Source organism: Kushneria pakistanensis, assembly GCF_014652795.1.
Lineage (GTDB): Bacteria > Pseudomonadota > Gammaproteobacteria > Pseudomonadales > Halomonadaceae > Kushneria > Kushneria pakistanensis.
On the sequence record NZ_BMZM01000002.1, the window covers coordinates 209,919 to 235,298 of the forward strand.

The window sequence follows — 25,380 nt, forward strand, 5'->3', positions numbered from 1 at the left end:
TCCCGGGTCATCGTGCCGTTGGCATGCTTGCCAGACGACCGTGTTTCACGTGAAACCTTCTGACGTCGGTATCGATATGCCAGTGCCCTTCAAGGGAGGCAGGCTCAATACCGGTCAGAAAGGTCTGACAATTCATCTGTTCCAGCAGCCGACAAAAGGCGCGGCGATGCTGTTCGTCAAGTTCGGCTGCCAGATCATCGATCAGATAGAGGCAGCGCTTGCGGCCTTCCTGTTCCAGAAGTCGCCCCTGCGCCAGTTTCATGGCACTCACCACCAGCTTCTGCTGCCCTCTGGAGAGGACTTCGGCGGCCGGATAGCGTCCCATGCGCAGACGCAGATCCGCGCGCTGAGGCCCCTGCTGGGTAAACTTCATCTGCCGGTCAGTCGCCACGCTTTCCTGCAGGATCTCTTCAAGCGGACGGTTTTTATCCCAGCCACGATAATAGCGAAGGCTTAATTCCGGCAGCTCGATCAGCTCGGCAAGCGTGGCGTTGAAAACACTTGTGAAGCGCGCCATCCAGTCGCTGCGCATGGTATCCAGCGCATCGCTCCAGCGTGCCAGTTCGCGGCTCCAGAGCGAGAGCGACTGTTCGTCAATTCTATCATGTCTGAGCAGCGCATTCCGATGTTTGAGCGAGCGTCTTACCCGACGCCAGACATCAAAAAAATCGGGGTGAATATAAAACACGCCCCAGTCGAGAAATTCTCGCCGCGCGGCCGGGGCGCCTTCGATCAGACGAAAGGCGTCCGGGTTGATCAGCTGCATGGGCAGATGGCGGGCCAGCTCGGCGATGCGATCGATCTTCTCGCCGGCGACCCGCACGGCAAGGGTACTGCCATCGCGACGGCGCTCTACGCCCAGTGGCAGAGGCGGGTCACCCGCCAGTCGGCCAAAAAGCGTCAGCGCGTCCTGATCATGGGTAATGGCATGCTTGAGCTGACGGGTACGAAACGAGCGGCCCATGCCCAGCACATGCAGGCCTTCCAGCAGACTGGTCTTGCCGCTGCCGTTGTCGCCGAAGATCAGATTGACGTGTGCCCCGGGCTGCCAGGTGACAGCCGGCAGGTTGCGCAGCCCCTGAAAGTGGAGATGATCAAGCGCCATGACGATCCAAAGGGGACGCGCGCCCGGTCACTACCGGGCACGGGTGTGGCAGAAAATGCCGCAAAAGCGTCAGAGCCGCATCGGCATGACGACATACATGGCGTCGCCGCCGCCGGGCGCTTCCAGCAGCGCACTGCTGTTGGGGTCGGACAGCGTCAGCTGGACCTGATCGGTGTCCAGCACGCTGAGCACATCGATCAGATAGCCGACGTTGAAGCCGATCTCCAGCGCGCTGCCGCTGTAGTCGATCGCCACGTTTTCCTCGGCCTCTTCCTGCTCGGGGTTGTTGGCCAGTACGCGCAGGTTGCCGGCTTCCAGATTAAGCCGCACGCCACGGTATTTCTCATTGGAGAGGATCGCGGTGCGCGAGAGCACCTGACGAAGTTCACTGCGCTCGGCCAGGATCTGCTTGTCGCCCCCCTTGGGGATGACTCGCTCGTAGTCGGGGAACTTGCCATCCACCAGACGCGAGGTGAAGGTGTAGGCGCCGGTACGCACGCGCAGATGGCTGGCACCCAGCATCAGCGTGATCGGCTCTTCGCTGTCATCAAGCAGGCGCGAAAGCTCAACAACCCCCTTGCGCGGCAGGATCAGCCGCCTGGGTTCATCAAGCGCGATATCGGCACTGCGCGAACACACGGCCAGACGGTGACCATCAGTGGCCACGGTGCGTACCAGATGATCGCGCAGTTCGATCAGCATGCCGTTGAGGTAATAGCGCACGTCCTGCTGCGCCATGGCAAACCCGGTGGCGTCGATGAGCTGCTTGAGGGTGCGTCGCGGCAGGGTCAGCTCAGTGCTGCCCTGGGATTCGTCAACGCTGGGAAATTCAGCCGCCGGCAGGGTCGACAGGGTAAAGCGCGAACGCCCCGAACGCAGCAGTGCCCGGCCGTCCTCGATGGCTACGGTCATCTCGGACTGATCGGGCAGCGACTTGCAGATATCCATCAGCTTGCGCGCCGGCACGGTCACCGAGCCGCTCTGCTCGATGCTGGAAGGCGCCACGCGACCGACCAGCTCGACTTCAAGGTCGGTACCGGTCAGCGATAGTTCATCGTCACTGACGGTCAACAAAACATTGGAAAGCACCGGCAGGGTCTGACGGCGCTCCACCACGCCTGCTACCAGCGATAGCGGGCGCAGCAGGGCTTCACGCGAAATGGAAAATTTCATGGGGCTCCACTCTTTTCAGGCTCTTGTTCCGGCCACAGTGTTGTCATGTTGATGACAGCCGATGGTGCGCATGCGGTATCAAGGGACCGGATCGCCATCAGCTGGTTAAAAGACGCAGCAGGTTCTTGTAGTCCTCGCGAATATCGGAATTTTCTTCGCGAAGTTCCACCACCTTGCGACAGGCGTGCAGGACCGTGGTGTGATCACGTCCGCCAAAGGCATCGCCGATTTCGGGCAGGCTGTGATTGGTCAGTTCCTTGGCCAGCGCCATGGCGACCTGGCGCGGGCGGGCGACCGAGCGCGAGCGGCGCTTGGAGTGCAGGTCGGCCACCTTGATCTTGTAGTACTCGGCCACGGTACGCTGGATATTGTCCACGCCGACCTGCTTGTCCTGCAGCGCCAGCAGATCCTTGAGCGATTCGCGGATAAATTCCTGATTGATGGACTGGCCCATGAAGTGGGAATCCGCAATCACCTTCTTGAGCGCCCCTTCAAGCTCGCGCACGTTGGAGCGAATCTTCTGGGCGATGAAAAATGCTGCGTCATGCGGCAGGTCCGCCTTGGCCTGCTCGGCCTTTTTCATCAGGATCGCCACACGGGTCTCAAGCTCGGGCGGCTCGATCGCCACCGTCAGGCCCCAGCCAAAACGGGACTTGAGGCGCTCCTCGACACCGCTGATCTCCTTGGGGTAACGATCGGAGGTCAGGATCATCTGCTGGCCGCCTTCAAGCAGCGCATTGAAGGTGTGGAAAAACTCCTCCTGCGAGCGCTCCTTGCCGGCAAAGAACTGGATATCATCGATCAACAGCGCATCGACGCTGCGATAAAAGCGCTTGAAGTCATTGATGGCATTGAGCTGCAGCGCCTTGACCATGTCGGCCACGAAACGCTCTGAATGCAGATAGACTACCCGGGCATTGTCACGAAGTCCGGCCAGATGATTGCCCACCGCGTGCATCAAATGCGTTTTACCCAGGCCCACGCCGCCATAAAGGAACAGCGGGTTGTAGGCACCGCCGGGATTTTCGGCGACCTGCCGCGAGGCGGCGCGTGCCAGCTGGTTGGATTTACCCTCGACAAAGGTTTCAAAGGTAAATCCCGGGTTGAGTCCGCTCTGATGGCGGATGCTGCCCTCGACCTGGACCTGACGTTCGCCGTTGTCGTTGCGCCGACCGCCCATCGTGTTGCCGGAAGGCGGTGCCGCAGGAATCTCGCGCTCGTCGTGGTAGCTGCCTCGCGACGAAACAGGTGGGGACGGCGGCATGGGCGGGCGCGCAGACGCACGCGTCACACCCGATGACCAGGCCTCCACGGCGGGCTCGCTGGCGCTATCCCGAGACGCGGTGGCATCGTGCTCACCGCTACCAGCCGGGCGCGACACGGGATTGGATACCGTGCGGCGGCTGCCGATATCCAGCATCACCTTGGGCGGGCGGCCGTTGGCCAGCTCGCGCATCAGTTCGTTGATACGCTTTAAATACTTGTCGTTGACCCAGTCACGCACAAATCGATTCGGGGCCAGCAGGGAGAGCTCGTGGTCACTGGAACCGCTTTCGGCCTGCAGGGGACGGATCCAGGTATTGAACTGCTGAGAGCTCAATTCGTCCTGTAAATAGTCAAGACATTGCTGCCAGAGAGCGATGGACACACGCGACCTCTTGATGGTGAGTCGTGCAAATGGGGCGATAGTGTAACGCTCGCGCAGCGGGTTATCCACACCGGGTTGGCGTGAAAAACCGGTTGTGGATAACCTTGTCCCCGCTGTCAGGGCCCCTGCAGGCCGTACAGCTGCCCCTGCAGGAATGATGTGTAATGCTTGTGCACAAAGTTATGCACACCCGCCTGATATTGATGCGTGGATAAAAATTGCACGTCCTCGTTGAATTCTCTAGAATCCCGGCTCTTGACCCCCGTGCGCCTCGATTTTGAGGGCATCGGTGTCGCCGATCACTCAAGTCTCAATTCGGGAATCGCAACCATGAAACGTACTTTCCAGCCCAGCGTGCTCAAGCGCAAGCGTGTCCACGGCTTCCGTGCCCGCATGGCCACCAAGAACGGCCGTCAGGTCATCGCACGTCGTCGTGCAAAGGGCCGCAAGCGCCTGAGCGCCTGATCCCTTATTAGTGGATCAGCTGCGCTCATGACCAGTCAGGGATTTCCCCGCGGTCTCAGAATCCTGACCGCCGGGGAATACCGTCATGTTTTCGAACATGCCAGTTTCAGGATTCACGGCAAGGGGCTTCTGGCACTCGCCACCCCCAATAACCTCGGTCACGTTCGGGTCGGACTGGTCATCAGCAAAAAGAACGTGCGCCGTGCCGTGGACCGCAACCGTCTCAAGCGTTTGACGCGAGAATCGGTGCGACTGCGCCAGCAGTGGCTGCCGGCCGTGGATATCGTGGTGCTGTCGCGCAAGGGCGTGCATGAGATTGACGCCCAGACACTGGCCAGACAGCTTCACGGCATGTGGCGACGCCTTGAAAAGGACGTCAAACGTCAGCCGGAGCATCAGCAATAATACGAGGCGCGACGACCCGTCGAATGCGACCCGTCGTTTTTTTTGCGCCGCGTCGACATTTTCCCACCGGGCAATCCCACAATGGATCTGAAACGACTTCTTTTTGTCATCCCGCTGGCCGTACTTGCCTATCTGATGATCATTCAATGGAGCAATGATCACGGGCACAACGACCGGCCCGATGAAGCGCCTCCCGCCCTGTCCCAGCAAAGCAGTGACGTTGAACCCGGTGAACAGTCGCTTGATGCGCCCGAGTCCGCCAGTGAGCGCGCCAGTGCGCCGCAGTCCGGCGACATGCCAGGCGATACTGACAGTGCCGACAATGCCAATGCTCAGAATACCCGCCTGATCAGCGTTCGCACCGATGCGCTTGATCTGCGTATCGATCCGCGCGGTGGCGATATCGTCTATGCCGCCCTGCCGAAACATCTGCAGCGTCTTGAGTCCGATGCTCCCTTCGTACTGCTCTCCGATGACCAGCGCCGCAGCTATATCGCGCGTTCCGGACTGCAGATGGAAGGTCATCAGGGCCGAATCAACTTCAGCCCCGAGCAGACCAGCTACCAGCTGGGTGATGACCAGCAGTCCCTGCAGGTCGACATGAGCGTGACCGTCAACGGTGTGAACATCGTCAAGCGCTTCACCTTTGAGCGCGACAGCTACGCCGTCAAGGTCGACTACCTGATCGACAACGCCTCACAGACGCCGGTCAGCGCCCGCTTTATCGGCCAGCTCGCGCGTGACAACAGCGACGACCCGACCAGCGGTGCCGGCGTGGGCATGCATGCCTATCTGGGCGCAGCCTTCTCCTCGCCGGATGATCACTACCAGAAGGTCAGCTTCAAGGACATTCAGGAAGGCAAGTTCAATAACGCCGATGTCCGCGGCGGCTGGGTAGCGGTCATTCAGCACTACTTCACTACCGCCTGGGCGCCCAATCCGGATCAGCAGAACCTGTATTACGCCGATGTCGACCAGCGCGGTCGCAACGTGGCAGCCTTTGCCAGCCCCAGTGCTACCGTAGCGCCGGGTCAGAACGGTGATCTCTCGGCGACCCTTTATATGGGTCCCAAGGAGCACGAGCGTCTTGAAGCCGTCGCGCCGCACCTGCAGCTGACCGTCGATTTCGGCTGGCTGTGGTTTTTGGCCAACCCGCTGTTCTGGCTGCTCACGCATATCCATGCGTTGATCGGCAACTGGGGCTTCTCGATCATCCTGCTGACCGTACTGGTCAAGGCCGTCCTCTTCCCGCTCTCTGCCACCGCCTACAAGTCGATGGCCAAGATGCGCAAGATGGGCCCCGAGATGCAGCGCATCAAGGAGCAGCACGGTGATGACCGTCAGAAGATGTCGCAGGAGATGATGAAGTTCTACCAGAAGGAGAAGATCAATCCTCTGGGAGGCTGTCTGCCCATCGTGATCCAGATGCCGGTGTTCATCGCCCTGTACTGGATGCTGATGGAGTCGATCGAGCTGCGCCATGCGCCGTTCATGCTCTGGATTCATGACCTGTCGGCGCAGGACCCCTACTTCATCCTGCCGATCATCATGGGTCTGACCATGTTCCTGCAGCAGCAGCTCAACCCGACACCGCCGGACCCCACGCAGGCGAAGATCATGAAGATGCTGCCGATTGTCTTCACCTTCTTCTTCCTGTGGTTCCCGGCAGGCCTGGTGGTCTACTGGATTACCAACAACCTGCTTTCGATCGCGCAGCAGTACTACATCACCAAGCGCATCGAAAAGGGTGATGGCGACAAGGAAAAGGCTGCCTGAACCGACAATGGTTCGAGTGCTACCCAAAACCCCTGCTCAGGCAGGGGTTTTTCTTTATCCGCCATACGTGACCAGGTTGTGACACAATAGCGCCCAGCCAAAAACACCTGCTGATCACGGAATGCCCCGGGCCGTCACCATGCCAGACAGCGCTGTCATTGCCATCGAACTCTCTGCCGTCGTCGTTGCCATGGACTCGGCCACCCCTGCCGTTCTGCTTACCCATCCCGATGATCGCTGTCGCGCGCCCATGCTGCCGGCCGGCGACTTTGACCCGCGTCAGCACCGGACCTTCGAGCTGGGCCTTCGTGATCGGGTGGCCCGTCAGACCGGTCTGGCGCTGGACTACGTCGAGCAGCTCTACACCTTTGGCGATCAGGGCCGCCTCGAGTCGGACATGCCGGATCAGGAAATCACTCGCCATATCTCCATTGGCCATCTGGGACTGGTGTCGCATCGGCAGACCCTGCTTGACGAGCATGCCGTCTGGGCCAGCTGGTACGATCATTTCCCGTGGGAGGATTATCGCCATGGTCGTCCGGCAATGATCGACATGATCATCGCCCCGGCGCTGACCCGCTGGATCGACGGTAGCGAGGATACGGCCCAGCGTGATGCGCGGCGCCAGCGCGCGCAGCTGGCCTTCGGTCTGAACGGGGCCCGCTGGGTCGATACCCGGGTGCTGGAGCGCTTTGAGCTTTTATATGAAGCAGGGCTCGCGCCCGAGGCCCAGCGTCACGCCAACACCGAAGTCGTTACCACCCTGCCGGGGCAGCCGCTGATGTCCGATCACCGGCGCATTCTTGCCACTGCCATGGACCGCCTGCGCGGCAAGCTGCGCTATCGTCCGGTCGTCTTTGACCTGCTGCCCGAACACTTCACCCTGTCCCAGTTGCAGCTGACCATCGAGGCGATCATCGGCTGTCGCCTGCACAAGCAGAACTTTCGCCGCGCGCTGGATCGCACCGGACTGGTCGTGCCCACGGGCGCGGTCGACACCACCACCGGCGGTCGTCCGGCCGAGCGCTTTCGCTTTTGTCGCGAGCAGTGGCGCCAGCAGATGGCGCCGGGCGTGCAGACGCCGCTGGCGCACAGCGAGTATCAGTAGCCCGGCAACTCACAAAAAGGCACAGAGGCACCCTCGCCCCGCCTGCTAGAATGGCGTCAATATTCTGTCGCCACGCTTCTCAAAGGATGAAGAGATGAGCATCGATCCCCATGCAGGGCAGCAGCCCGACGAGCACCGCCTCGCCCACCTGCCGCGTCTGGTGTCGCGCTACTACAGCGAGCGCCCCGATGTGACGGATCCCGCCCAGCAGGTATCCTTTGGTACGTCCGGTCATCGCGGCTCATCGCTGAAAACCAGCTTCAACGAGTGGCACATCCTGGCCACCACCCAGGCGATCTGTGACTATCGTCGCGAGCAGGGCATCACCGGGCCGCTGTTTATCGGCATGGACACCCATGCGCTGTCCGAGCCGGCCTTTGTCTCGGCGCTCGAAGTGCTGGCCGCCAACGGTGTCGAAACTCGCATCGACGCCGGCTGCGAGGAAACGGGCGGCGAGCCGGGCTATACCCCCACGCCGGCGCTGTCGAATGCGATCCTCAACCATAACCGCGATCGCACCAGCGATCTGGCCGACGGCATCGTGATTACGCCGTCGCACAACCCGCCGGTGGATGGCGGCTTCAAGTACAACCCCACCAACGGCGGTCCGGCCGATACCGGCATCACCAAATGGATTCAGGAGCGCGCCAACGCGCTGCTCTCCAGTGAGCTCGAGGGCGTCAAGCGCGTCAGCTATGCCCAGGCGCTGGCCGCACCGACCACACAGCGCTTTGATTTCATTGAAAGCTACGTTTCGGGCCTTGAGAAGGTCATCGACATGGCCGCGATCCGGGACTCCGGTCTCACCTTCGGCGTTGACCCGCTGGGCGGCGCCGGTGTGCACTACTGGACGCGCATCGCAAAGCGCTACCATCTGCCGCTGGAAGTGATCTCCACCACCGTGGACCCGACCTTTCGCTTCATGCGGCTGGACTGGGACGGCAAGATCCGCATGGACTGCTCCTCACCGCACGCCATGGCCGGTCTGATCGAGAACAAGGATCGCTTTGACGTCTCCTTTGCCTGCGATACTGACCATGACCGTCATGGCATCGTCGCCCGTTCCACGGGTCTTCTGAACCCCAACCACTATCTGGCGGTGGCGATCGAGTATCTCTTTACCCATCGCCCCCAGTGGGGCGACAGCGCCGCCATCGGCAAGACGCTGGTGTCGTCATCAATGATCGACCGCGTCGCCGACGGTATTGGCAAGACCGTGGTCGAGGTACCGGTGGGCTTCAAGTGGTTCGTTGATGGCCTGATGGACGGCAGCCTTGGCTTTGGCGGTGAGGAATCCGCCGGTGCCTCGTTTCTGACGTTTGACGGCCAGCCCTGGTCGACCGACAAGGACGGCATCATTCTCGGCCTGCTGGCGGCGGAAATGACCGCCGTAACCGGCAAGGACCCGGGCGAGCGCTACCAGGCGCTGACCGAGCGCTTCGGCGCCCCGGTCTACGCCCGTGTGGATGCCCCGGCCGACCGCGACCAGAAAGCGCGCCTGGGCAAGCTCTCTCCCGAGCAGGTCACGGCGTCAGAACTTGCCGGTCATCCGATCACCCGCAAGCTCACCGAAGCGCCCGGCAACGGCGCCGCCATCGGCGGGCTCAAGGTGGAAACCGATGCCGGCTGGTTCGCCGCCCGCCCCTCGGGCACCGAGGACGTCTACAAGATCTATGCCGAGAGCTTTGAAGGCGAAGAGCACCTCAAGCGCATTCAGGAAGAAGCCAAGGCGCTGGTGGATGGCGTGCTCAAGGGCTGATCCCTCTAGGTGAGACAGCATAAAAAAGGCCGGCAATTGCCGGCCTTTTTGCGTTTTCCTGATGGCCTGTTGACCCCTGCCACTATTGACCAGAGTTGTCCGGGCGTTCCATTTCAAAGCGCACGCTGTCATGGATGGTGTAGTAGGTCGCGGGCCCGCCGGCGCGCATGATCGGCTCGGCAGCAGCGGTCTGGTAGATACCGTCCGTCAGCAGGTGTTGATCGATATGCACGCCGACCACCTCGCCCAGCACCAGCCAGTTATCGAGCGTCTCACCGTTGGCGGATTCCAGCTGAATCAGCTGGGTCAGGCGACACTCGAACGACACCGGCGCCTCCAGCACCCGCGGCACCTTCACCACATTTGAGGCCGCCGGCGTCAGCCCGGCCAGGGCAAACTCATCCACCTCACTGCCGACGCTGGCGCTTGAGGTGTTCATTTTCTCGGCAAGTGCACGCGTGGCCAGATGCCAGCAGAACTCGCCGGTGGCCTCGATGTTGGCCACGCTGTCCTTCCAGCCGGAACTGGCAAAGCCAATGATCGGCGGCGCCGCACAGAAGGCGTTGAAGAAGCTGTAGGGCGCCAGGTTGAGCCGGCCCTGCTCACTCTGCGAGGAGACCCAGCCGATCGGGCGCGGTGCGATGATCGCCTTGAAGGGATCGTGCGGCAGGCCGTGGCCCTTGCGCGGCTCGTAGAAGTGGAACTGGTCGGTCATTGAAGTGCTCCGGCATGGCAATATTGATAGTCTGCGAACCACTATAGCAACCAGCGGGACTATCAACAGAATCCATCAACCGACCACGTCGACCGACGCTTGCAGCGTTTGGTCCCAGCGCTGACAATCGGCGCCATATCATTCATGCCGCCCTTGCCGGCTTCTTACCCTTTCGGAACGCTCATGCTCGATCAGGACACCATCAGTGCGCTGGCTACCCCGCCCGGTCGCGGCGGCGTCGGCATCATTCGCCTGTCCGGCGCCAGAACCGCAGACATCGCCCGCGCCATGCTCGGGTTTGATCCCGAACCGCGCCGGGCCCACTACGGTCCCTTTCTGGGCGCTGACGGTCAGGTGCTCGATGAAGGCATCGCGCTCTGGTTTCCGGGGCCGAACTCCTTTACCGGTGAGGACGTGCTGGAGCTGCAGGGCCACGGCGGCCCGGTCATCATGGACTGGCTTTTAGAGCGCACCGTGGCACTCGGCGCCCGTCTGGCCCGCCCGGGCGAGTTCTCCGAGCGCGCCTTTTTAAACGACAAGCTCGATCTTGCCCAGGCCGAGGCGATCGCTGATCTGATCGATGCCAGCTCCCGTGCCGCGGCTGAAAACGCCCTGCACTCGCTGCAGGGTGAATTCTCGGTACGCATACAGGCGCTGGTCCAGCGCCTCATTGAACTGCGCATCTTTGTGGAAGCCGCCATCGACTTCCCCGAAGAAGAGATCGACTTTCTCGGCGATGGCCGGGTGGCCGAAATGCTCGCAGGCGTTCGGGAAAGCCTGGCCGAGGTGCGTGCCAGCGCCGCCCAGGGGGCACTCATGCGCGAGGGCATGAGCGTGGTCATTGCCGGGCGCCCCAACGCCGGCAAATCGAGTCTTCTGAATGCCCTGACCGAACGCGAGACTGCAATCGTCACCGACATCGCCGGCACCACTCGTGACGTGCTGCGCGAGCACATTCATCTTGACGGCATGCCGCTGCACATCATCGACACTGCCGGCCTTCGCGACACACCGGACGCGGTCGAAAAAATCGGCGTGCAACGCGCCTGGGCAGAGATCGAAAAGGCCGACCGGGTGCTGCTGATGGTCGACAGCCGCGAGAGCGACACGCTCGACCCGATGGCGATCTGGCCCGAATTCGTTGAGCGCCTGCCCGACCCGTCCAGGCTGACGCTGGTGCGCAACAAGATTGATGAAAGCGGGGAAACGGATAAGCCCGATTTTGATACCACACCGCCTGTGATCCGCCTGTCCGCCACGACCGGCGCCGGCATCGATCATTTAAAGGCGCACCTGAAGGCTGTCATGGGCTATCAGTCCACCAGCGAGGGGCGTTTTTCTGCCCGTCGGCGCCATCTTGACGCGCTGGACCGCGCCGGTCAGGCGCTCACCCACGGCGCGGATCAGCTCGCCGGTGCCGGCGCCGGCGAACTGCTGGCGGAAGACCTGCGCGCCGCTCAGGACGCGCTGGGTGAGATCACCGGCGAGTTCACCGCCGATGAGCTTTTGGGCGAGATCTTCGGGAGTTTCTGTATCGGCAAGTAGGTTTCACCGCGGACAATGTGGCGACCTGCACGGCACCTCGGCCATCATATCGTTGGCATGGATCAATATAATGCCGGGGTGTGGACCCAATTCCAGACAAGAGAGCCGTTATGCCGCTTGATAGTGTGATCGACCCGCGAGAACCCTTTCTTGATTACATTGTGCTGGATGTCTTTACCGACACGCCCTTTCAGGGCAATCCCCTGGCCGTCTTCCCTGAAGCCGGCGCGCTGTGCACCAGCGTCATGCAGCGCATCGCCCGCGAGTTCAATCTGTCGGAGACGGTGTTCATGACCGCTACCGCCATGCCGGGCATTTTCGATCTGCGCATTTTTACCCCGCACCAGGAGCTGCCCTTTGCGGGTCATCCCACCATCGGCGCGGCGTGGCTGTTGCGCAGGATCGGCTGGCATGACGATCAGACACCGCTGATCCTGCGTGAAAAGGCAGGCGAGGTGCCCATTCGCTTTGACGGCGAACACGCCTGGCTCAGTACCCCTCAACCGCTGAGCATTGCGCCGTCGACGCTGACGCGCGCGACCGCAGCAAGCCTGCTGGGGCTGTCACCGGAGAGTATCATCGACGACCCGGTCGTCGGCGCCTCCTGCGGCACGCCCTTTCACCTGATCGGTCTGTCATCCGTTGATACGCTGGGGGACGTTCAGGCCAACCCTTCCCTGCTGCCGGCAGCACTGAAAGCCGAACACGGCGCCAATCTCTACCTGTACGTTCAGGAGAGTGCGAGCACCGTTCGGGCGCGCAAGCTTCGCATCAATGATCAGGTGGTAGAAGACCCGGCCACCGGCAGCGCCGCGGCACCGCTGGCTGGTTATCTGGCGCTGCAGTCACACGAGACCGGGACACTGGAGTATACGATCACTCAGGGCATCGAGATGAGCCGTCCCAGCCGCATTGGAGTACTGGTCGAAAAAGCCGAACAGAGGGTCACGGCCCTCCATGTCGGCGGAACGGCCGTGGTGATCAGTGAAGGCCGGCTGCGCCTTTAAAACACGAAAGGCGCCTGCGGCGTCTCAGGCCGCCTGCAACCGCCGTTCCTGACGATGTGCCAATATCCAGATCGCAAGACCGCCCAGCGCCAGCAGACAGCCCACCACCCCGGTCGAGCGAAAGCCGAAGCCCATGGCAAGCGACAGGCCGGCAAGCCAGGGGCCGAGCGCATTGGCCATGTTGAAGGCCACATGATTGAGCGCGGCCGCCATGTTCTGTGCCTCGCCGGCCACGTCCATCAGCCGGGTCTGCAAAATGGTGCCCAGCGCACCGCCAATGCCGATACAGAACACATCGATAGTGACCAGCCACGCATTCCCCGCCACCAGCGGAAAGGCTCCCAGCGCCACCGCACTCCAGATCAAAAGTCCGCCGGCCGTAGGCATCAGGGCGCGGTCAGCAAAGCGCGGTACGACGATATTGCCGATCGTCATGCCCAGACCGAAAACGGCCAGCACCAGCGGAATGGTGGCAGAGGTCATCTGCGTGATGCTGTCCAGCGTCGAGGTAAGATAGGTATAGACCGAGAACATGCCGCCGAAACCGACGGCGCCGATGGCCAGCGTCAGCAGTACGGCACCGTTTTTCAGCGCCCGCAGCTCGCCCTTGGCGCTGCGCTCGCTGGCCACGCCCGTTCTGGGCGCAAACAGGGCAATCATGACCATCGTCGCCAGTGCCAAGGCAGCGACCAGCCAGTAGCCCCAGCGCCAGCCCACCGCATGGCCCAGCCAGGTGGCCATCGGTACGCCAACGATCGTGGCCACCGTCAGTCCCAGCATGACCATGCCGATGGCACGCGTGCGTTTGCCACTGGTGACCACCGAGGCGGCCATCAGCGCCGCCAGCCCGAAATAGGCGCCGTGTGGCAGGCCACTGAGAAACCGGAACACCATCAGCGAGCCATAGCTCTGCGCCAGCGCACTCAGGACGTGGCCGAGCGCAAACAGGCCCATGAGCATCAAAAGCAGCCATTTGCGATCGATACGCGCGGCCAGTACGGTAATCACCGGCGCGCCGATGACCACGCCCAGCGCATAGGCACTGATGATGTGACTGGCCGTGGACGCATTGATCTGCATGTCCTGCTGGATAAAGGGCAGCAGGCTCATGCTGGCAAACTCGGTCGTGCCGATGGCAAAGCCACCGGTCGCCAGTGCCAGCAGCACCAGCAGGGGATGGGTATGACGAACCATGATGCCTCGCACGTTAAAAAAAGCCGATACTCATCGCACGTGCCCAAAAGGGCCGTGCCATGAGGCATCGCGTATATGAAACAGGGGATCGGATCCACCGGTAGCGGCCCGTGGATCGCCAACGGCTATACTGCCGAAACGTTAAACCGGACCGGGATTTTAGACTATGGTCGAAGCCTCACGCCACGGCGAATACAAGGTCCCCGGCGGCAAGCTGCTGGTGGCCGATATCACCACCGACAGCGGTCGACTCGCCTCGGTGCGCCTGTCGGGCGATTTCTTTCTTGAACCCGATGAGGCACTCGATGCCATCAATCAGGCGCTGGTGGGTACAAGCGTTGCCGCCAGCGCCGAAGAACTGACCGAGCGGGTGCGTCAGGCCCTGCCGGAGGGCACCGTCATGGTGGGTCTTTCAGCCCCGGCAGTAGCCAGCGTAGTCCGCCGGGCGCTGGCCAGAAGCTCGGACTGGCGCGATCACGGTTTTGGCCTGATCCATCGCCCGCCGGAGCCCCCGGCCCTGCACATGGCCCTTGATGAGGTGCTGACCCGCGAGGTCGCCGAAGGCCGGCGCGGCCCGACGCTGCGGGTCTGGGAGTGGGACCGCCCGGCCGTGATCATCGGCAGCTTTCAGTCGCTGTCCAACGAGATCGATCTGGACGCCGCCCGTGATCTCGACATCGAGGTTGTGCGGCGCATCAGCGGCGGCGGCGCGATGTTCGTGGAGCCGGGCAACACCATTACCTGGTCGCTGATCGTGCCGGAGACGCTGGTCGAGGGGCTGTCATTTGTCGAAAGCTACGCCTTTCTCGACGACTGGGTGATTCAGGCGCTGGGCGACATGGGCATTCATGCCTGGTATGTGCCCATCAACGACATTACCTCGGAAGGCGGCAAGATCGCCGGTGCTGCGCAAAAGCGCCTGAACGGCGCGGTGCTGCATCACGTCACCATGGCCTATGACATCAACGCCGAGCGCCTGACGAAGGTGTTGCGCATTGGCCGGGAAAAGCTCTCCGACAAGGGCATCGCCAGCGCCGGCAAGCGGGTCGATCCGCTGCGACGCCAGACCGGCCTGTCGCGCGAGGCCATTATCGAGCGCATGGCGGCCTCTTTTGGAGAGCGCTTTACGCTCACCCCTGATGACGTCCGCCCCGAGGAACTGGCCGCTGCGCAGGCGCTGGCCGAATCGAAGTTTCAGGACGAGGCGTGGCTGACCCGCGTGCCCTGAAGGAGCAGGGCAGCCAGAAACGCCGGCTCAATCAAACACAATGTCGGCGACCGGTTCGGCCTTGTGTTCGGGCTCGACGTGAATGGTGATGCGCACCTCCCCGAGCGCCTGTCGCAGCCCCGCCTCGATGCGATCGCAGATCTCGTGGGCGTGAAACACCGTGGTATCACCCGGCACCACGAGATGAAAATCGATAAACGTGGCCCGTCCGGCGTGGCGGGTGCGGACATCGTGGGCCTCGACGGCCCCTTCGCCGGTGGCGGCAATCACACTGTGAATCCGCGCCATCGTTTCGGGCGGCACGGCCTCATCCATCAGCCCGCTCAGGGATTCCCGAATCACCTTGGCGCCGGACCAGAGAATATTGACGGCCACGATAATGGCCACCAGCGGGTCCAGCAGCCACCAGCCACTCGTCATGGCCAGCAAAACGCCGATGATGACGCCGCCCGAAGTGACGACATCGGTAAAGAGATGACGACCGTCGGCGACCAGCGCCGGTGAGCGCTCGCGCCGTCCGACACGGATCAGCACCCGCGACCAGACAGCGTTGATCACGGTGGCGACCAGGCTGATGACGATCCCTATGACAGGCAGTTCGAGCGGCTGCGGGTCCATGAGCCCGGTGACGGCCTCGCGCAGGATCAGGAGCGCTGCGATGATGATCATCACGCCTTCCAGCACGGCACTGAAAAACTCCGCCTTGTGGTGGCCGTAGGGGTGGTTGTCATCGGCCGGCATGGCTGCCACCCGAATGGCAATCAGGGCCGCCACCGCCGTGACCACATTGACCAGGCTTTCCAGCGCGTCCGACAGCAGCGCCACCGACCCTGTCAGGGCATACGCCAGCGTCTTGAGTCCCAGTACGGCAAAGCCCACCAGCAGACTGGCCCAGGCAATTTTCATCGTGGTTGACACGATCCTGTCCTCACGCTTCAAAGCGCCATAGCGTAATCCCCACCAGGCGTGACAACAACGGGAATCGAGAGATGGGAAGGCAAGACATGGCGCCGATGGTCATGACCTTTTGTTACACTGAAGGCGTTTATCCTTCAGATTCCATCCACCTTCCTGATCCGACCCGACGCCCATGGCGCTACGCCGACTGCTTCTCGATTTTCTGGCGACCCATCGCCGCGCCTATCTGCTGGCCATCATGGCGCTGCTGGCGGTGGGTCTTCTCAACATGGCGCTGCCCTGGTGGGCCGGGCGCATCATTGATGCTCTCAACGAAGGGCGCATCGACATGCCCGGGCTCTGGCGCAGTACGGCGGTGCTGGTGGCGGTGGCGCTGGCCATGTATGTATTGCGCTATCTGTGGCGCATGCTGCTCTTTGGCGCCTCCTATCAACTGGGCGTGGCCCTGCGCGATCGCTTCTATGAAAAGCTGACCCGGCTGGACCCGGGTTTTTTTCAGCAGCGCCGCAGCGGCGATCTGCTGGCCCGCTCGACCCAGGACATTGACGCCGTGGAAGTAGCCGCCGGTGAAGGCGTGCTCTCCAGTGTGGATGGCGCGCTGACACTGGTACTGGTGCTGGCCATGATGATCATCGTGATCGACGCCCCGCTGGCGCTGATCGCGCTGATTCCCTTTCCCTTCATGGCCTGGGGCTTTTATCGCGTCGCCAGCCGGGTTCAGGGTTATTTCGGCCAGTCGCTGGCGCGTTTTTCCGATCTCAATGACCGTACCCAGGAGGCGATTGCCGGGCTGCGGCTGTTGCGCCAGCATTCGCTGATCGAGGCCGAAATTGCCGATTTCGATCAACGGGCCGAGGCGCATGCTCACGCCAACTATCAGGTACAGCGCATGGAGGCGCGCTACGACCCGGTCGTTTTCCTGGCGCTGGGCAGTGCAACACTGGCCACCATCGTGGCCGGCAGCTGGCGCTATCTTGGCGGCGCGATCACGCTGGGCGAGCTGACCAGCTTTACGCTGTATCTGGTGCAGCTGATCTGGCCGATGTTCGCGCTCGGCTGGTGTCTCAACATTCTTCAGCGCGGCGAGGCGGCGGCGCGACGCCTGACCGAATTTTTTCATGAGCGTGAAACCATCAGCGATGAAGGCGTGCTGACCATGGCGCCCTCCCCGGCCCTTCATATCGCCATTGACGACTTTACCTATCCGCTGGCGAACACCCCGGCGCTGTTGAATCTGCACCTCACCATTATGCCAGGTCAGGCCGTGGGCATTGTCGGCGCCACCGGCAGCGGCAAGTCCACCCTGATTCGCCTGCTGCTGCGCCAGTACCCGCTGGAAAACGGCACGCTAACGCTGGGCGAAAAGCCTTTAAGTGACTACCAGCTCGGCGCGCTGCGTGCGATGTATGCCTACGTGCCGCAGGATCCGTATCTCTTTGCGGCCACGCTGGGTGAAAACGTGGCGCTGGGTGTACCCGACGCCAGTGACGAGGCGATCCGCACGGCGCTGACCGCGGCGGCCTTTGGTCCGGATCTGGAGCGTCTGCCCGAAGGGCTGGATACCCGCATCGGCGAGCGCGGCGTCACGCTCTCCGGCGGCCAGCGCCAGCGGGTAGCACTGGCGCGTGCCCTGCTCTCCCCGGCGCCCATTCTGCTGCTCGATGACACGCTCTCGGCGGTGGATCAGACCACCGAGCAGGCCCTTTTAAAAACGCTGGAGGCCGAGCGCGAGCGCACCTGTCTGATCGTCAGCCACCGGCTGTCGGCGGTGCGCCACGCCGATCATATCGTGGTACTGGATCAGGGCCGGCCGGTCGAGCAGGGCAGGCATGAAGCGCTGCTGGCCCGCGGTGGCCACTATGCCCGCCTGTGGCAGGAGCAGCAGGGTTGCAGTAACGGTCGCGGTGAGGAGGCTTCGTCATGATCAATCGTCGCCTGCTTGCGCTGATGCTGCGCCCGCTCCTGCGCGATCGCCGCCGCCTGGTCCTGGCACTGGCGCTGCTCATGACCGCCACCGCCATGGATGTACTCGGCCCCTGGCTGACCAAGCACTACATCGATGCCTATCTGGTCCCGCGGGATCTGCGCCCCGAGCCGCTGGTCATCCTGCTGGTGCTCTATGTCGGCAGTCAGGGACTTGCCGCGCTGGGCCGCTATCTACAGACACTCTACTTTGCCCGTATTGCGCTGGACGCCGTGCACGCGCTGCGAAAGCGTATCTTTCGCCACGTCATGCGCCTGCCCCAGCACGTCCATGACGCCACCCCCACTGGCGAAATGGTGGCGCGGGTGACCAACGATACCGATGATCTGCGCGAGCTTTACGTCGAGTTTCTGGCCACGGTGCTGCAGAACCTGATGCTGTTGATCGGTATTCTTCTCGCCATGGCGCTGATGGATCTCAAGCTGATGCTGATTGCCGCGACCCTGATCCCCGTGGCGGCCGTGGTCATCTGGGGCTATCAGCGCGCCAGCGGGCCGGCCGCCATGGAAGTACGCCGCCTGCGCGCTGGTCAGAATGCGCGCATCAATGAGGCAATCGGCGGCATGAGTGTGCTGCAGGCCTTCAATCAGACCGAACGCTTTCGACAGCGCTATCACGATCTCAACGTGGCGCAGTATCACGCCCGGCTGCATACCATCCGTATCTCTGCGCTGCTTTTACGCTCGGCGCTGGATCTGGTGGGCGTCATCATTCTGGCCGCGCTGTTGATCGGCTATGGCGCCGATGCGCTGGTGGGCGGTGCCGAAATCGGCGTGCTCTATGCCTTCGTGACCTGGCTGGGGCGCGTCAGTGAGCCGCTGATCGAGATCACCCAGCGCTTTAACATCTTTCAGCAGGCAGGCGTGGCCGGCACGCGGCTGCTGTCACTGCTGGATCGTCCGCAGGCGCACAGCGGCGACGATACGCAGCCGATCCACTGCGCCGACTACCGGCTCCAGGCGGTGGATTTTCGCCATCACGGCGCTGACGACAATACGCTCAATGACATTACGCTCGAGATCAGGGAAGGCCAATTCATTGGTCTGGTTGGCCCCACGGGCAGCGGCAAGTCCACGCTGCTGGACCTGCTCGGCGGTCTGCAGCCGATCACCAGGGGCAGCCTGCTGCTCGATGGCCGGCGCATCGAGACCCTGGCCCCGTCAGTCATCAATGCAGTGATGGCCAGCGTGCCGCAGGAGCCCTTCATTCGCTCGACCACGCTGCGGGACAATCTGTTGATGGGCATCGAGGCCGATGACGCCGCCATCGCCCGCGCCATTGATGAAGCCCAGCTGCGTGAGCTGATCGATCGTCTGCCCGACGGACTCGAGACGCCGCTGGGCGAGCGGGGGCTGACGCTGTCTACCGGCGAGCGTCAACTGCTGGCACTGGCCCGGGCCCTGCTGCGCCAGCCGCGCATTCTGCTGCTTGATGAAGCCACCGCCAGCGTGGATAGCCTGACCGAATCGCGTCTCAATCGGGCGCTGGCTTCGCTCAAGGGGCGGGTGACGATGATCGTGGTTGCCCATCGGCTCTCCACCATTGCCGGCGCCGATGAGGTCGTGGTGATGCAGGCCGGGCATCTCGTTGAGCGCGGCGCGCCGCAGAGGCTGCTTGAAAACCCGGACGGGGCGTATTACCGGCTCTGGCATCAGCCGGCGGCCACGGACAATCCCAGACCATGAGGTTCACCGCCCATGACGGCTTGCCGTGACTGGCCGTCGATGCTATTTACATACCCTGCTGAATGTTTATAGCGCTCGACAGACCCGATGCCTGACAGGCCAAGGGCGCCGTGATCATGCCTGCGGGCCATGACAGACGACATTTTCCGGGTATTAATACTTCATGACCCTCCTGTCATGGCCGATATTTGCCACACTATCGTTTCGGGCAGCATGCCCCGGATAGAATTCGGAGAGAACCATCACCACGCCATCTGTGCCTTCACCGCTGCTTCGGGTCTGTCATGAATGCGATCTGGTCAGTACCGTGCCGCCGCTGGCGTGCTCGGAAAGTGCGCGCTGCCCGCGCTGTCAGCATGAGCTGATGGTACGAAAGCGCGCGCCTGCCCAGCAGGCGCTGGCGCTGGCCATCGCGGCGGTAGTGGCGCTGATTACTTCGCTTGCCTTTCCGTTTATCTCCTTTTCCGCCCGCGGCATCGAGCGCGCCATCAGCCTGACCGATGCCATGGCCATCCTCTCGACCGGCAATTACACCGTGCTGGCCATCGTGCTGTGGATGGTGCTGCTGCTGTTGCCGATGCTCTATCTGGGCATGGTGATCGTGATCCATGCCGCGTTTTTGCTGGGTCATCGGCCACCCCGCGGCATGCTGATGCTGCGTACCCTGCGCCATATCGAGCACTGGATGATGGCCGATGTGTTTTTGATCGGCGTGCTGGTCAGCCTGGTCAAGATCCTGTCGCTGGCCAGCATTGGGTTTGGCGTCTCCTTCTGGGCCTTTTGCCTTTTTGTGGTGCTGATGCTTTTGATTTCGCGCAGCGTGGATCGCGACTGGCTCTGGAATCTCATGGCACCGGAGCCCACGCCGCCGGCCCACACACGGGCAGGCCGCACCGCGCAGAGCCAGAAGATTGTGGGATGTACGGTCTGCGGCACGGTCAATGACTATCTGCATCATCAGCCGTGTTACTGCCGCCGCTGCGGAGAGAAACTGCACATGCGTCGCCGCCACAGCGTGCAAAAGACGCTGGCGTTGCTGCTGGTCTCCGCATTGCTCTACATTCCGGCCATGGTGCTGCCGATCATGACCGTCTCGAGTCTCAACGATACGACCACCCAGACGGTTATCGGTGGCGTACTGCTGCTGCTCGATCATGGTGACTATCCCATTGCCGCCATCATCTTTCTGGCCAGTGTCGTGATTCCGGTGGCCAAGCTGATGGCGCTTTTCTGGCTGTGTCTCAAGGTCGGCCGGCCGCAGCCCTGGCGTCCCGAAGTGCGCATGACCCTGTACCGGGTGACCGAGTTCATTGGCCGCTGGTCGATGATCGATGTCTTCGTGGTCGCCCTGCTGGCGGCACTGGTGCAGCTGGGCGTGTTGATGCACGTCTCCGCCGAGCCCGGCATCATCGCCTTCGGCGGTGTCGTGATACTGACCATGGTCGCCGCGATGAGCTTTGATCCCCGTCTGATCTGGGACGCTGCTGATCATGCCGATCTCGATAACAACTACACCTCCATACCATCCCCTCAGCCGGTGGTTGCAGGGAAAGCACAGGAAACGGGTCAATGAGCGAGACCGAGACCACCGCGCAACGAAAGAAGCATCGACATATCTCCCCGGTCTGGCTGATCCCGCTGATCGCGCTGCTGATCGGTGGCTGGATGCTCTATCACACGCTTGCCTCGCGCGGGCCGGAGATCACGCTGATCATGAACAATGCCGAAGGCATCGATGCCGGCAATACCATGATCAAGGCGCGCAACGTGGATGTGGGTGAGGTTACTTCGGTATCGCTGTCGGAAGACACCTCGCATGCCGTGATCAAGGCGCGCATGAACCCGGGCACCGACCGGCTGCTCAACGAGGACACCCGCTTCTGGGTGGTCAAGCCGCGCATCGGACGCGAGGGCATCAGCGGTCTCAATACCGTGCTGTCAGGCGCCTATATCCAGCTGCAGCCGGGCAGTTCGGACAACGCACAGGACAGCTTCGAAATGCTCGAGCAGCCGCCGGTGGCCCCGCCGGATGCCAAGGGACTGCGGTTGCATCTGACCAGCGCTGCCGCCGGCTCGCTCAACGTCGGCGACCCGGTGCTGTTCCAGGGCTTCACCGTCGGCCGGGTCGAAAATCTCGAGTTCGATACCGAAGACCGGGTGGTGCACTACCAGCTCTTCATTCAGGCGCCCTATGAAGATCTGGTGACCAGCAACACCCGCTTCTGGCTGGCCTCGGGGATCAATTTCGATCTGACGTCCGAGGGCTTCTCGCTGGGGCTGGGCTCGCTGGAGTCACTGGTCAGCGGTGGCGTCACCTTTGGTGTGCCGGAGGACATCCCACCGGGCGAGCCGATCGGCAACAACAGCGATCTGGTCTTCTCGCTCTACAGCGATGAGGAAAACGCCCTGCAGGGCAGCTTCAGCCACTACCTGCGCTATGTGGTGATGATCGATGACACCGTGCGCGGGCTCTACCGCGGCGCTCCGGTCGAGTATCGCGGTGTACGCATCGGCACCGTGGATACCGTGCCCTACCGCATCGATCTGCTGCAGGAAAACCAGGTCGAGGGTTTCCGTATCCCGGTACTGATTCGCATCGAGCCGCAGCGGATGCAGGCAAGGGTGGACGAGGAGTCGCTCAAGGACTGGCGGGCGCGCATCAATACCATGTTCGACAACGGCCTGCGCGCTTCGCTCAAGACCGGCAACCTCTTTACCGGCGCGCTCTTTGTGGATACCAACTTTGTTGACGAGCCGCCCGAGCGAACCATCAAGGAATACAACGGCGTGGTCGTGTTCCCTAGCGAGCCGGGCAGCTTCGCCCAGATCGAACAGAAGGTGACCGGGCTGCTCGACAAGCTCAACAACCTGCCGGTGGAGTCGTCGCTGGATCGTCTGGATGCCACGCTGGCCAGCTCCGAGTCGTTGATCAACGAACTCAACGAAACCGCCAGCAGCATCAATGAAGTGCTCAACGATGAGAGCACCCGTGGCCTGCCCAGCGATGTACAGCGCACGCTTCGCAGCATCGAGCAGACCCTGTCGAGCTACTCGAGCGAGGCTCCGGCCTACGGCGAGCTGACCTCGACACTGAAAAGTCTCGAGCAGCTGATGCGCTCGCTGCAGCCGGCGGCGCGCACCATCAGCGAGAAACCCAATTCGCTGATATTCAATCGCGGCGAGATTCAGGATCCGCAACCGAGGGCCCGTCCATGATGATGCCATTTCTCAACGCCTCACTTCGAAGCGCTGCACTGGTCGCGGTGGCAGCACTGGCCGGCTGTGCCGGTCAGGCTACCGAGTTTCACCGCTACACCCTGCCAGTGGCCGATCAAAAGCCTGCCGAGCCAGGGGTGTCCCTGCCGGAGAGCGCGCCGACGGTGGCGGTCTCGTCGGTGCGGCTGGCGGACTATCTCGACGGCCAGGGCGTGGTCTATCAGACCAGCGATATCGAAGTAAACGAGGCACAGGCCAATCTGTGGGCCGACAGCCTGAGTGCCCAGCTCACCCGCAGCCTGCAGCGCACGCTGCGGGATCAACTCAATGATCATCGCGTGCTGGGCGAAACCCTGGCCGGTGATCGCGCCGATACCGGTGTGCGGGTCACGCTGTCACAGTTTCAGGGTCGCTACGACGGCATGGCGGTGCTGGCCGGGCAGTATCAGCTGCGCGATGCCGGTGGCAACCTGCTGGCTCAGCAGCACTTTGATATCGAGCGCGCGCTGGAAGACGATGGCTACCCGGCGCTGGTGCGCACCCTGTCGCAGGGCTGGGAGAGCGTGGGCGAGCAGATTGCCGCCGAGATTGCACGCCAGGAGCAGCTGGCCATGACTGCCGATGCCACCTCTCACCGCTCGCAGGCACGCGCAACGCCGACCGGGTCGCCCTGAGACGCTGATCTGTCTGCAGCACGAAAGGCCCGCCATGATGGCGGGCCTTTTTTATCATCAGCATCCGATTGTCAGGACCTGATGGCTGTATTCACAACCTGATCAGGGCTGCTCGGACATCCACCAGTCACTGGTGTGGGAGGCCTGGTCACCATACAGTGCCGCCAGCGCACTGAACGCCTCATCCAGCTGCGTGTCCAGCTGCCAGGGCGGATTGAGCAGCAAAAGCCCCGAGCCGTAAAGGCCGCGTTCGCCGGCAGGGTCGTGGTGGGTCAGTTCACTGCGCCACACCTTGGCAACCCCATGCTCTCTGATACCGTCCAGCAGGCGCTGGTGACGGGCATCACCCAGCAGCGGATACCAGATCAGCACGATGGCGTGGCGCATCTGACGCACGACCTGTGACAGCGTCGAGGCGACCATCCCGTATTCGTCCTTTACCTCATAGGACGGATCAATCAGCACGCACAGCCGGGGGGTACGCACCGGCAGCTGATGCACCAGCCCGCTGAGGCCGTCACGCTTGAGCCGCCGGATATGGGGAGTCTCAAGCGTGGCGTCTTCAAGATGACGATGCTCACCGGGATGCAGTTCATAAAGGGTCAGGCGATCGTTGGCACGCATGGCGCGGGCAAACCACCAGGGCGACCCCGGATAGCGCGACAGCGTATCAGGGTCATCCTGAAGTGTGGCCAGCGCGTCACACCAGCGCCCAAGCAGGCCCGCCTGCTGCGCCCTCGCCTGCCACAGCGGCAGAACACCGTCACGGTACTCGCCAAGTTTTGCCGTCTCGGGGGCCGACAGCGGGTAGTGGCCCCGTCCGGCGTGGGTATCGACCAGACTCAGGGCCGAGCCCTTCTGCATGAGCCGCTCGATCAGCGCAAACTGGGCCAGATGCTTGTGCACGTCAGCAAAGTTGCCGGCATGCCACGCATGTTGATAGGAAAGCACGCTCCCTCCTTGAAAGAAAATCGCCGCAGTCACAAGACTGCGGCGATATCACACCGGCCAGAGATCTGCCGGAGCGCCGGGCTCAGCGGTTGCCGTTGGGCACCAGCGTGACCGTGACGCGACGGTTCTGCGCGCGACCTTCGGGCGTGTCGTTGCTGGCCACGTAGTTGCTGGCCCCGTAGCCCTGCATGATCAGGCGGTTGAAGTTGACCCCGCCGCGGGCAAGATAGTTGCCCACCGCCTGGGCGCGCAGCTCGGACAGACGCTGATTGTAGGCCGCCGCACCGGTGGAATCGGTGTAGCCGGCAATGTTGACCAGCGTGTCGGGGTATTCGCCGAGTACCTTGATCACACCATCCAGCGGCCCATGGATCTGCGAGGAAAGCTCGCTGGAATCACTGCCGAAGGTGATGGCACTGGGCATGTTGAGCTGAATCTGATCGCCGACGCGATTGACGCTCACGCCCGTACCCTGCATTTCCTGACGCAGCTTGGCTTCCTGAGCGTCCATGTAGTAGCCGACACCGCCACCGGCAGCCGCGCCCACGGCAGCCCCGATCAGGGTCTTGTCGAGGCGATGATTGCCACTTTTGGTCGCACCGGCCACGCCGCCGACCAGCGCGCCGATGCCGGCGCCCTTGGCCAGACTCGAGGTCTGCTGCTCATTGGTATAGGGATTGGTAGTGGTACAGCCCGTGGCGGCCATGACTACTGCCAGCGGCGCCGCCAGCCAGATGCTTTTCTTCACGTCCTGCTCTCCTGTGAATACCGTTCGGGGCTCTCCCCGACCTTTCTGAACCTGCAGGGCCGTCGCTGCCCTGCCA

Annotated in this window: 21 protein-coding genes; 13 read left to right on the forward strand and 8 right to left on the reverse strand. The window is 62.5% G+C overall.

Going from position 1 to position 25,380, the window contains the following annotated elements:
- Positions 1–7: 7 nt before the first annotated feature.
- The 3 genes from recF to dnaA all read right to left on the reverse strand — a co-directional run bounded on the left by recF (position 8) and on the right by dnaA (position 3,926).
- The gene (recF, locus tag IE123_RS06425; RefSeq protein ID WP_189516297.1) at positions 8–1,105 is read right to left on the reverse strand and encodes a DNA replication/repair protein RecF; all 1,098 of its coding nucleotides are present in this window, start codon (positions 1,103–1,105) and stop codon (positions 8–10) included.
- A 69-nt stretch (positions 1,106–1,174) separates the two neighbouring features.
- Positions 1,175–2,278 (reverse strand): DNA polymerase III subunit beta, encoded by a 1,104-nt coding sequence (gene dnaN / locus IE123_RS06430; protein ID WP_189516299.1) that lies wholly within the window; start codon positions 2,276–2,278, stop codon positions 1,175–1,177.
- Between the two features lie 97 nt (positions 2,279–2,375).
- Positions 2,376–3,926 carry a chromosomal replication initiator protein DnaA gene (gene dnaA / locus IE123_RS06435; RefSeq protein ID WP_189516301.1) on the reverse strand — a complete coding sequence of 517 codons (1,551 nt, stop codon included), beginning with the start codon at positions 3,924–3,926 and terminating at the stop codon, positions 2,376–2,378.
- A gap of 330 nt (positions 3,927–4,256) precedes the next feature.
- On the opposite strand from dnaA, the gene rpmH reads away from it, so the two are divergent.
- The 5 genes from rpmH to pgm all read left to right on the forward strand — a co-directional run bounded on the left by rpmH (position 4,257) and on the right by pgm (position 9,439).
- Complete coding sequence (gene rpmH, locus IE123_RS06440; RefSeq protein ID WP_019019264.1) at positions 4,257–4,391, forward strand: 50S ribosomal protein L34; 135 nt, start codon at positions 4,257–4,259, stop codon at positions 4,389–4,391.
- Positions 4,392–4,418: 27 nt separating this feature from the next.
- The gene (rnpA, locus tag IE123_RS06445) at positions 4,419–4,796 is read left to right on the forward strand and encodes a ribonuclease P protein component (protein ID WP_189516303.1); all 378 of its coding nucleotides are present in this window, start codon (positions 4,419–4,421) and stop codon (positions 4,794–4,796) included.
- Between the two features lie 81 nt (positions 4,797–4,877).
- Positions 4,878–6,572 carry a membrane protein insertase YidC gene (gene yidC, locus IE123_RS06450; RefSeq protein ID WP_189516305.1) on the forward strand — a complete coding sequence of 565 codons (1,695 nt, stop codon included), beginning with the start codon at positions 4,878–4,880 and terminating at the stop codon, positions 6,570–6,572.
- Positions 6,573–6,711: 139 nt separating this feature from the next.
- Entirely contained in the window at positions 6,712–7,680 is a 969-nt protein-coding gene (locus IE123_RS06455) for an NUDIX hydrolase (RefSeq protein ID WP_189516308.1), read from the forward strand.
- A gap of 94 nt (positions 7,681–7,774) precedes the next feature.
- Positions 7,775–9,439: a phosphoglucomutase (alpha-D-glucose-1,6-bisphosphate-dependent) gene (pgm, locus tag IE123_RS06460; protein WP_189516310.1), complete on the forward strand. Its 1,665-nt coding sequence runs from the start codon at positions 7,775–7,777 to the stop codon at positions 9,437–9,439.
- A gap of 82 nt (positions 9,440–9,521) precedes the next feature.
- On the opposite strand, the gene IE123_RS06465 is transcribed toward pgm, so the two are convergent.
- Positions 9,522–10,154, reverse strand: a complete 633-nt coding sequence (locus IE123_RS06465) for a flavin reductase family protein (protein ID WP_189516312.1) — start codon at positions 10,152–10,154, stop codon at positions 9,522–9,524.
- A gap of 183 nt (positions 10,155–10,337) precedes the next feature.
- Between IE123_RS06465 and mnmE the strand changes: the two genes are divergently transcribed.
- Together mnmE and IE123_RS06475 are read left to right on the forward strand one after the other, a co-directional pair.
- On the forward strand, positions 10,338–11,699 hold the full coding sequence (gene mnmE, locus IE123_RS06470; RefSeq protein WP_189516314.1) for a tRNA uridine-5-carboxymethylaminomethyl(34) synthesis GTPase MnmE: 1,362 nt from the start codon (positions 10,338–10,340) through the stop codon (positions 11,697–11,699).
- Positions 11,700–11,809: 110 nt separating this feature from the next.
- A complete protein-coding gene (locus IE123_RS06475) occupies positions 11,810–12,706 on the forward strand; it encodes a PhzF family phenazine biosynthesis protein (protein WP_189516316.1) in 897 nt (298 codons plus the stop codon).
- Positions 12,707–12,730: 24 nt separating this feature from the next.
- Here IE123_RS06475 and IE123_RS06480 read toward each other — a convergent pair whose 3' ends face one another.
- Positions 12,731–13,900: an MFS transporter gene (locus IE123_RS06480; protein ID WP_189516318.1), complete on the reverse strand. Its 1,170-nt coding sequence runs from the start codon at positions 13,898–13,900 to the stop codon at positions 12,731–12,733.
- A gap of 166 nt (positions 13,901–14,066) precedes the next feature.
- Between IE123_RS06480 and lplAB the strand changes: the two genes are divergently transcribed.
- Positions 14,067–15,128, forward strand: a complete 1,062-nt coding sequence (lplAB, locus tag IE123_RS06485; RefSeq protein WP_189516320.1) for a lipoate-protein ligase LplAB — start codon at positions 14,067–14,069, stop codon at positions 15,126–15,128.
- A gap of 27 nt (positions 15,129–15,155) precedes the next feature.
- Here the strand turns inward: lplAB and IE123_RS06490 are convergent, their stop codons facing one another.
- Positions 15,156–16,046, reverse strand: coding sequence for a cation diffusion facilitator family transporter (locus IE123_RS06490; RefSeq protein ID WP_189516322.1), 891 nt, complete (start codon positions 16,044–16,046; stop codon positions 15,156–15,158).
- Positions 16,047–16,218: 172 nt separating this feature from the next.
- On the opposite strand from IE123_RS06490, the gene IE123_RS06495 reads away from it, so the two are divergent.
- From IE123_RS06495 to IE123_RS06515, 5 genes are all read left to right on the forward strand, one after another.
- Positions 16,219–17,970, forward strand: a complete 1,752-nt coding sequence (locus IE123_RS06495; RefSeq protein WP_189516324.1) for an ABC transporter ATP-binding protein — start codon at positions 16,219–16,221, stop codon at positions 17,968–17,970.
- Positions 17,967–19,715 carry an ABC transporter transmembrane domain-containing protein gene (locus tag IE123_RS06500; RefSeq protein ID WP_189516326.1) on the forward strand — a complete coding sequence of 583 codons (1,749 nt, stop codon included), beginning with the start codon at positions 17,967–17,969 and terminating at the stop codon, positions 19,713–19,715. Before IE123_RS06495 ends, IE123_RS06500 begins: the two co-directional genes overlap by 4 nt.
- 256 nt (positions 19,716–19,971) lie before the next feature.
- Positions 19,972–21,288: a paraquat-inducible protein A gene (locus IE123_RS06505; RefSeq protein WP_229819640.1), complete on the forward strand. Its 1,317-nt coding sequence runs from the start codon at positions 19,972–19,974 to the stop codon at positions 21,286–21,288.
- Positions 21,285–22,931, forward strand: coding sequence for an intermembrane transport protein PqiB (gene pqiB, locus IE123_RS06510; protein WP_189516328.1), 1,647 nt, complete (start codon positions 21,285–21,287; stop codon positions 22,929–22,931). The genes IE123_RS06505 and pqiB overlap by 4 nt, the downstream gene beginning before the upstream one ends.
- Positions 22,928–23,605, forward strand: coding sequence for a PqiC family protein (locus IE123_RS06515; RefSeq protein ID WP_189516330.1), 678 nt, complete (start codon positions 22,928–22,930; stop codon positions 23,603–23,605). The genes pqiB and IE123_RS06515 overlap by 4 nt, the downstream gene beginning before the upstream one ends.
- A gap of 102 nt (positions 23,606–23,707) precedes the next feature.
- Here IE123_RS06515 and IE123_RS06520 read toward each other — a convergent pair whose 3' ends face one another.
- A complete protein-coding gene (locus tag IE123_RS06520; RefSeq protein ID WP_189516332.1) occupies positions 23,708–24,556 on the reverse strand; it encodes a 23S rRNA (adenine(2030)-N(6))-methyltransferase RlmJ in 849 nt (282 codons plus the stop codon).
- 82 nt (positions 24,557–24,638) lie between these two features.
- A complete protein-coding gene (locus IE123_RS06525) occupies positions 24,639–25,304 on the reverse strand; it encodes a YiaD family glycine zipper/OmpA-like lipoprotein (protein ID WP_229819641.1) in 666 nt (221 codons plus the stop codon).
- Between the last annotated feature and the right edge of the window lie 76 nt (positions 25,305–25,380).